This window comes from Neisseria sp. P0009.S008, assembly GCF_051958615.1.
Classification (GTDB): Bacteria; Pseudomonadota; Gammaproteobacteria; order Burkholderiales; family Neisseriaceae; genus Neisseria; species Neisseria subflava.
The window spans coordinates 1-5,256 of sequence record NZ_JBQCVG010000022.1 but is presented as its reverse complement, the minus strand read 5'-3'; the positions used below and the strand labels follow the sequence as shown (position 1 = coordinate 5,256).

Sequence of the window (5,256 nt, the reverse complement as noted above, 5' to 3'; positions counted from 1 at the left end):
GGCGGCCCGGTAACCTTGGGTAACGTCGCTGCAGGTGCGGTTAACGCGACCAGTACCGATGCCGTGAACGGCAGCCAACTGTTTGCGACCAACCAAAACGTAGCCAACAACGCCGCCAATATCGCCAAAGGCATCAACTTCGGCGGTACGACCGGCAGCAAAAACTACGCATTGGGCGATACCATCAATGTCAAAGGCGACAGCAACATCATCAGCGAAACCGTAGCCGGTGGCGCACAGCTGAAACTGGCAGATGTGTTGAATGTCGGTCAAGCGGCTCCGGTGAAAATCGATGGCAATAAAGGCGAAGTCAGCGGCTTGAGCAATACGACTTTGGGTGGCAGCGACTTTGCCCAAGGCAAACGTGCGGCGACTGAAGAGCAGCTGAATGCAGCCCAAGATCAGTTGGTGAATGTATTGGGTGGCAATGCGGCCAATAATGGCGGCAACATCAGCATGACCGATATTGGCGGTACTGGTGAGAACAACATCCATGATGCGATTAAAGCCGTCAATGCAACTGCCAATCTGCCTTTGACTTTCGGCGGCGACAGCGGCAAAGATGTTGAACGCAAACCGGGTACGAAGCTGAATATTGTTGGCGGTCAAACCGATGCAGCCAAACTTTCAGACGGCAATATCGGTGTTGTAGCAAATGGCTCTGATAAGTTGGAAGTCAAATTGGCTAAAGACTTGGCAGTTGACAGCGTGAAAGCCGGCGATACCACCGTCAATACTGACGGCGTGAAAGTTGGCGATGTCAATCTGACTAAAGCCGGCTTGAACAACGGCGGCAACAAGATTACCAATGTTGCGGCCGGTACGGATGACACTGATGCGGTCAATGTTGCTCAGTTGAACAAAGCTGCGGCTGCAGCTAAGACTGAAGTCGTTCAAGGTGCTAACATTGTTGTTACTCAGGATGTCGGCGCCAATGGCCAAACCATTTACAAAGTGGCTACCGATAAAAACCTGAAAGTCGACAGCGTTACCGCAGGCGATACCATGATGAATAATGACGGTGTGAAAGTCGGCGATGATGTTGCATTGAACAAAGACGGTTTGAAAGCAGGCGATGTGAACCTGACCAAAGCTGGCTTGAACAATGGCGGCAACAAGATTACTAATGTTGCGGCTGGTACGGATGACACCGATGCGGTTAATGTTTCTCAACTGAAACAAGCTGCGGTGGCATCTAAAACTGAAGTCGTTCAAGGTAAGAACATCGTTGTGACTGAAAAAACAGGTGACAAAGGTCAGACTGTTTATGAAGTTGCTACCGATAAAGACTTGGACGTTGACAGCGTGAAAGCCGGTGATACTACTGTTAATAATGATGGTGTGAAAGTTGGTGATGATGTTGCATTGAACAAAGACGGCTTGAAAGCAGGTAAGGTAAACCTGACTAAAGACGGTTTGGACAATGCAGGCAACAAAGTAACCAACGTAGCGGATGGCGACATCAACGCCAACAGCAAAGATGCTGTCAACGGCAGCCAGTTGTACGCAACCAACCAAAACGTAGCCAACAACGCTGCGACTATCGCTAAAGGCATCAACTTCGGCGGTACGACCGGCAGCAACAACTACGCGTTGGGCGACACCATCAACGTTAAAGGCGACAGCAACATCATTAGCGAAACCGTTTTCGGTGGCGCTCAACTGAAGTTGGCTGACGAGATTAGCGTGAAGACAGTGAATGCCGATACCTTCAAAGCAGGCGATACTGTGATGAATAACGACGGCGTGAAAGTCGGCGATAAAGTTGTGTTGAACAAAGACGGTCTGACCGCAGGCAATACCGTGGTCAACAACGATGGCGTAACCATCGCTGCACCGACTGAAAACAATCCGAACAACCAAGTCAAACTGTCTCCTGTCGGTCTGAACAACGGCGGCCAACGCATTACCAATGTGGCTCCGGGTAAAGACGGTACAGACGCGGCAAATGTGAATCAGTTGATTGGTTTGGGTACCGAGTTGCAGAACAACATCAACCAAGTAGGTAAGAAAGCCTACGCGGGTGTGGCCGGTGCGATTGCCCAAGGCTCGATTCCGCAAGTAACCAGTCCGGGTGAGACCGGTATCGGTGTCGGCAGCGGCTACTACGGCGGTCAGTCTGCCATGGCTATCGGCGTATCTGCGATGAGTGACGGCGGCAACTGGATTGTCAAAGGCAACTTCTCGGCCAATACCGACGGTCATGTCGGTGTCGGTGTCGGTGCGCTGTATAAGTGGTAAGTTGGCAATGACAGGCAACTAGATTTACTGCCTGAATAGGGAGGCCGTCTGAAATTTTAGGTTTCAGACGGCCTTTTTTCTGAAAACACTTGAATTTAGACTATCTGAAACGATATGCTTCATCTATTTACCGCATGACTCTGAAAGAGAACAAATGAGCAAAACCATCCATTATTTGAAAGACTACGCTGCGCCAGCGTACCGTATTCTGAAAACCGACCTGCATTTCGATATTTTAAAACCGCAAACCATCGTCAAATCCAGTCTGACCGTTCAACCTGAAAGAGCAGGAGAGCCATTGGTATTGGATGGTTCGGCAAAACTGCTGTCTGTGAAAGTAAACGGCCGGGCCGTAGATTATGTGTTGGAAGACGAAAAACTGACGATTGCCGGCGTGCCGTCTGAAAACTTCACGCTGGAAGTAGAAACCGAAATTCTGCCGGCTGAGAACAAATCTTTGATGGGTCTGTATGCTTCCGATGGCAACCTGTTCACACAATGCGAACCGGAAGGTTTCCGCAAAATTACGTTCTACATCGACCGTCCGGATGTCATGTCTAAATTTACCACCACAATCGTTGCAGACAAAAAACGCTATCCGGTGTTGCTGTCTAACGGCAATAAAATCGATGGCGGCGAGTTTTCAGACGGCCGTCATTGGGTGAAATGGGAAGACCCGTTTGCCAAACCGAGCTATCTCTTTGCTTTGGTAGCTGGCGATTTGGCGGTAACGGAAGATTATTTTACGACCATGAGCGGCCGTAAGGTCAAAATCGAGTTCTATACCACGGAGACAGATAAACCTAAAGTAGGGTTTGCCGTGGAATCGTTGAAAAATGCGATGAAATGGGACGAAACACGCTTTGGCTTGGAATACGACTTGGATATTTTCATGGTCGTTGCCGTGGGCGATTTCAATATGGGCGCAATGGAAAACAAAGGTTTGAATATTTTCAACACCAAGTTTGTGCTGGCCAACAGCCGTACCGCGACCGATACCGACTTTGAAGGCATCGAATCTGTTGTCGGCCACGAATATTTCCATAACTGGACGGGCAACCGCGTGACTTGTCGCGACTGGTTCCAATTGTCGCTGAAAGAAGGTTTGACCGTATTCCGCGATCAAGAGTTTTCCGGCGACCGAGCCAGCCGCGTGGTACGCCGTATCGACAATGTCCGCATGCTGCGCTTGTTCCAATTCCCTGAAGATGCAGGCCCGACTGCGCATCCTGTCCGCCCGGCCAGCTATGAAGAGATGAACAACTTCTACACCATGACCGTCTATGAAAAAGGGGCGGAAGTGGTGCGCATGTATCACACCTTGCTTGGGGAAGAAGGCTTCCAAAAAGGCATGAAGCTGTATTTCCAACGCCACGACGGTCAAGCTGTGACTTGTGATGATTTCCGTGCCGCAATGGCAGACGCAAACGGTATCAATCTTGATCAGTTCGCCTTGTGGTACAGCCAAGCCGGTACGCCGGTTTTAGATGCTCAAGGCCGTCTGAAAGATGGTGCGTTTGAATTGACCATCAAACAAACCATTCCGGCAACACCCGATATGGCGGACAAACAGCCGATGATGATTCCGGTCAAAACCGGTTTGCTGAACGAAAAAGGCGAAGCGGTTGAGTTTGAATATCAAGGCAAACGTGTGAAAGAGGCGGTTTTGGTATTGACTGAAGCCGAGCAGACTTTTGTGTTGGGTGGCGTCAATGAGCCGGTTATCCCGTCTTTGCTGCGTGATTTCTCTGCACCGGTTACCCTGAACTATCCGTACAGCGAGCAAGAATTGGCCACTTTGCTGGCGGCAGATGAAAATGAGTTTGCCCGTTGGGAGGCTGCTCAAACCCTGTATCATCGCGCCATTAACGCCAACCGTCAGGCATTGGCGGAAGGCCGACCTTTGCCGGAACACAAAGCATTGATGGATGCTTTGGCTTTGGTGGTTTCCGGTGACTTTGATCCGGCATTCCGTGCTATTTTGCTGCAAATGCCGTCTGAAACCGATGTATGGGCGGAAGAAGAAAATATTGATCCGATTCAGGTTCATCAGGCGCGTGAAGCCTTGCTCAATGCCGTTGCCGTCAAGTTCCTGCCTCAATGGCGCGAGCTGAACCGTCAAGCTGCCGAGCAAGAAAACCAAGCCGATGCCGCTGTGCGTTATGAATACAGCCCGGAATTGGCCGGCTGGCGTACTTTGCGCAATGCTTGCAGGGCATTTGTCCTACGTGCTGACGCTGCGCATATCGAACACGTTGCGGAGAATTACGAAGCAATGGCACAAAACATGACCCACGAATGGGGTATTTTATCCGCAATCAACAGTAATGAAAGCGAAATCCGCGATCGCTTGTTGACGCAATTTGCCGATAAATTCGCCGATGATGCTTTGGTAATGGACAAATACTTTGCCCTGATTGCTTCAAGTCGCCGCAAAGATACTTTACAGCAAGTTCAGACGGCCTTAAGCCATCCTAAGTTCAGCATCGAAAACCCGAATAAGGCCCGTTCTTTGTTGATCAGCTTCAGTCGCAATATTCCGCACTTCCATGCAGAAGATGGCAGCGGCTACCGCTTTATAGCCGATAAAGTGATGGAAATCGACCGCTTTAACCCGCAAGTTGCCGCCCGACTGGTGCAGGCTTTCAACATCTGCAACAAATTGGAAGCCAATCGCAAAGCCGTCATGACCAAAGAATTGCAACGCATCAATGCACAAGAAGGTTTGTCCAAAGATGTGGGGGAGATTGTCGGTAAGATTCTGAATGAAAAATAAAGCTTGTCTGTTAACCTTATTGTAATTTGGCAATAAGGATAGGCAGACTAAAGGCCGTCTGAAACCGATTGGTTTCAGACGGCCTTTTTATATATCAACGCTTAAATTAATTTTCGTTGAGGATAGTGAAGAAGAATAAAAAAAGAGCCTGCATAAAACAGGCTGTAGGAAAACGTTGCGTTGTTTACACCACAGGTTGAGAATGAAGCCTGCAAGACCTCAAACGGCGTATCGCCGTT

2 protein-coding genes are annotated in these 5,256 nt (G+C 49.5%); both read left to right on the top strand.

Annotation, left to right across the window (positions count from 1 at the left end; translation table 11 throughout):
• Nucleotides 1–2,241: YadA family autotransporter adhesin (locus tag ACTHSQ_RS10915; RefSeq protein ID WP_440371985.1), on the top strand; the 2,241-nt coding region annotated here is incomplete at its 5' end.
• A 154-nt stretch (nucleotides 2,242–2,395) separates the two neighbouring features.
• Nucleotides 2,396–5,017 carry an aminopeptidase N gene (gene pepN / locus ACTHSQ_RS10910; RefSeq protein WP_440371986.1) on the top strand — a complete coding sequence of 874 codons (2,622 nt, stop codon included), beginning with the start codon at nucleotides 2,396–2,398 and terminating at the stop codon, nucleotides 5,015–5,017.
• Nucleotides 5,018–5,256 lie beyond the last annotated feature (239 nt).